Source organism: Romboutsia sp., from assembly GCF_035470145.1.
In the GTDB taxonomy this organism is placed as follows: Bacteria; Bacillota; Clostridia; order Peptostreptococcales; family Peptostreptococcaceae; genus Romboutsia_D.
This window is the reverse complement of record NZ_DATIRC010000101.1, coordinates 1-3,949: the sequence shown is the minus strand read 5'-3', so window position 1 is coordinate 3,949 and position 3,949 is coordinate 1. Positions and strand designations below refer to the sequence as shown.

Annotated in this window: 4 protein-coding genes; all 4 read left to right on the top strand. The window is 27.6% G+C overall.

Annotated elements, in window-relative coordinates; translation table 11 throughout:
- On the top strand, positions 1–626 hold a 626-nt coding region (locus tag VLM92_RS03590), incomplete at its 5' end, for a thiamine phosphate synthase (protein WP_325274982.1).
- Between the two features lie 137 nt (positions 627–763).
- On the top strand, positions 764–1,600 hold the full coding sequence (gene yabG, locus VLM92_RS03585) for a sporulation peptidase YabG (protein WP_325274981.1): 837 nt from the start codon (positions 764–766) through the stop codon (positions 1,598–1,600).
- A gap of 93 nt (positions 1,601–1,693) precedes the next feature.
- Positions 1,694–2,464, top strand: coding sequence for a hypothetical protein (locus VLM92_RS03580; RefSeq protein ID WP_325274980.1), 771 nt, complete (start codon positions 1,694–1,696; stop codon positions 2,462–2,464).
- 85 nt (positions 2,465–2,549) lie between these two features.
- Positions 2,550–3,854 (top strand): SLC13 family permease, encoded by a 1,305-nt coding sequence (locus VLM92_RS03575; protein ID WP_325274979.1) that lies wholly within the window; start codon positions 2,550–2,552, stop codon positions 3,852–3,854.
- Positions 3,855–3,949: the final 95 nt, after the last annotated feature.

Below are 3,949 nucleotides of genomic sequence, written 5' to 3'. Positions count from 1 at the left end.
TAACTAATAGACATCTTTGCGATAAAGATAGATATTTTGAAGTTATATGTGAGGCTGTTTCAAATGGAGTAGAAAATATTATAATTAGAGAAAAAGACTTAAATAATGATGAACTTAAAACTTTATTTAATAAATTAAAATATAATTTAGATAAAAATGGTATTAAAGGAAACTTGATAATAAATAGTAATGTTAAAATATTTGAAGAAGTAAATGCAGATGGGATACATCTTCCATTTAAAATATTTAAGCAAATATTAGGAAGTGAATACAAATTTGACAGTGAAAAAATATTAGGGATTTCAACTCATAGTATAAATGAAATAATATATCTGGAGAAAATAATAAGAGATAAGAAAATTAAAATAGACTATATAACACTATCTCATATATATGAAACAGATTGTAAAAAGAATTTAAATCCTAAAGGGTTGAAAATACTAAAAGAAGCAAAGAAAATAACTAATATAAAGATAGTAGCTCTTGGAGGAATAATACCTAACAACACGCATCAAACATTAAGTTATTGTGATGATGTAGCTGTAATGTCTCAAATTATGAAGTCACAGAATGTAAGTAAAATAGTTAATATGTATTTAGATGAGTATAAAAAAGACGCAAAATAGGCGTCTTTTTTTTGTTATAAAGTAACATAAAGTTATTTATTCTACTATAATGATAAAAATTAGTATATTAAAGATATGAATATGTTAATAAAGAATAGCATAGGTTTATATATGATACCTAAAAGGAGAGTATATTGATGAAAGAAGGAAGTATCGTTACTAGAAAATCATACAATAATGATATATGCTTCAAGATAGAGACTATAAATAATGACATAGTAATATTAAAAGGGATGTCTTATAGAATAATAGCAGATGCCAATATAAATGATTTACAAGTATTATCTCCTAAAGAGTACAAAGAAAAAGAATATAACTTAAATGAAATAGTAGATGATACAATAAATAATTTTATATATGAAAGATATTCAAAAAGTCAATTCAATAGAGGAGAACCCAAAGATCAAAAACCTGGAAAGATACTTCATGTAGATGGTGATAACTATTGCCTAAAATGCTGTTTAGAAAAGTATAAAAAATTGCAAGTGCCAGCACAAGGGGTATATTTAAAAGAAGAACTCCAACCTAGTCAAATAATAAACTTATTAAAGGAATATAGCCCAGATATATTAGTAATAACAGGACATGACAATTTAAAGAGGGGAAATAATACGTGGAGTAATATTGAAAATTATAGGAATTCTAAATATTTCATAGAAACAGTGAAAAATGCAAGAAAGTATAATTCTAATTATGATCAATTAGTAATATTTGCAGGAGGGTGTCAATCTTATTATGATGAAATTATAGAAGCAGGGGCTAATTTTGCAAGTTCTCCAAATAGAATACTGATACATCATATAGATCCTGTTTTAGTATCATATAATATTTCGATAGCTTCAATAAGAGAATTTATAGATGCCAAACATGTGGCTAAAGATACCTTTGGAGGTATTGGAGGCATTGGAGGTATAGAAACAAGAGGAAAGTGCAGAGAGATAAGTCCGAATTTAAAATTAAAAAAAGTATACTAAATTTGTGTCAAAATAAATGGAGACGAATATGATGTATTAGGAACACTAATAGATGTTTTTAAAAATATTAAAAATAGGGAGCTTGATGTGATTATGAGCAATAAGTATTATAAAAAACAACCATATGACAATGTTGAAAATAAAACACTAGTAGAACACAATGAACTTGTAGAAACTGATGTAGTATTTGAACCACCAAAAAAAGATGTTGTTGTAGATGTTCTAGAAGTAACTAATGGGGTAGGCTTATTTTCTGCTGAGGTAACGCATGATGATTTTGCGCTTGTGAAAGGGTATATATATAAAAGTATAATGTACACTACGACTAAGAAAGAAGAACTTGATAAATTTGATAATTTTCAGAAAGAACAAATGGGGCTAAATGAAGAAGATTATGAAGAAGATTATGAAGAAGTGAGAAGTTCAGATGCATCTTCAAATAATTCGGGATTGTTTAGGGGAAAAAATAATAATAGAACAGAGGAAAAGGGTAAAGATGTAGAAGAAGAAAAAGAAAAAAGTCAGAATGTAGAAGAAGCAAGTAGTCAGGATGGAAAAGATGAAAAAGGTAAAGATGGAAAAGATGGAAAAGATGAAAAAGGTAAAGATGGAAAAGATGAAAAAGGCAAGGATGGAAAAGATAAGAAAAATTATGTATCAATAGATGGAGTTATTAGACATACGACATTATCCATACCATTTGAAGCATCTATTTACATTCCTGGAGTAACTATAAATGATGAATTAATAGCTGAGCTTGAGCTTGTTAGAAATTCAAACGGAAAAGATATAAGAATGGAAGAACAAAAAATTAAAGGATTAAAGGAAATTGATGTAGTTAAGGTGAGTGTTACAGTTAATTAATATAATCACTAAAATAATTTAACAATAAAAAGTGTATACTAGTTATTTCTAGTGTACACTTTAAAAAATATATGGAGGAATTTATGTGAATTATATAATTTTAGTGACAATAATAGTATATATAGGGATGGTTTTTTTTAGTAAATATAGGACTCCAATCGCTTTTATGGGGTCAGGGCTTTTACTAATTTTAGGAACTATGACAGGTTCTTATGATGTAAATGCAGCTTTTGCAAAGTTTCCTAGTGAAATAGTAATATTGATAATTGTATTATCTTTATTTACAAAAATCTTTGAGGACTTAGGATTAATAGATTATATAGGACATACATTTATAAAGTCATATAAGGAAAAGAAAGCAGTGTTGCTTGCAACGATAATAGTAGTTATGTATATATGCTCACTATTTATGAACAATTTAACGGTAGTATTATTATTCACATATATGCTACTTTATATAGCGGTAGAATACAGGCTACCGATAATACCACTTTTTGTAAGTGTTGTAATAGCATCTAATATAGGAGGAGCTCCCCTACCTTGGTCAGACACTCCTGCTGTAGTCATTACACTTTATAGTGACTTTGGATTATTGGACTTTTTAGATAAAATGTTTATACCATGTGCTGTATTTACAGTTTTATTATGTATTTATACTTATGTATGGTGTAAGCGCTCAGGAGCTAAACATAATAGATATTTACCATTTAGAGAAAAGCCAGATATAGATTGGAAAAAAGTTATACCTATGATAGTATTGTTTGCTTTATATATAGCTAGTGTTAGTGCAGGGCCATTTTACAATATATCAATAGCTTATGTATCGTTAGTATTTGGTAGTATAGGGTTAATAATGCATAAAGAAAGTCCAATAGATACACTTAATAATCTTTCAATTCTAGACTCTTTATGTTTTATAATAGCACTATTTTTAATAGGTGGAGTATTAGAATACACGGGGGTATTATCTCAAATAGCTCAATATATTATAAGTCTTACAAATCAAAATAGTTATTTAATAATGCTAGCAATATTATTTATGGCATTTATAATAGCAACATTCCTTTCAGCAGGACCAGCTGCAGCAACGCTTATTCCGATTTGTTTAAATTTATCTCCATTAGTAGAAAACAAATTAATATTTGCAGCTCTAGCTTTAGGTATACTAGCAGGAAGTAGTATGTTACCATGGTCAGCTACAGGAGGTCCAATTTTATTTGGAGAAGTTAATAGATTTTTAAGTGAAGTTAAAGTAGGAAAAGAAAATGAAAGTCGTATAAGAGAAATATATAATTTAAAATCATATATAGCTTTTTCAATACCATTTTCTTTAATAATATTATTTACAAGTGCAATATATTTACTAGTATATTTAAGAATTGTTTCATAAAAATAGCAGGTTGGGAAGGAGGGAGGTTATATGCCAATACTAATGGAAAATAAAGAACGATATTTTCATAAGTTAAAGTCTATATTAAAAATTTT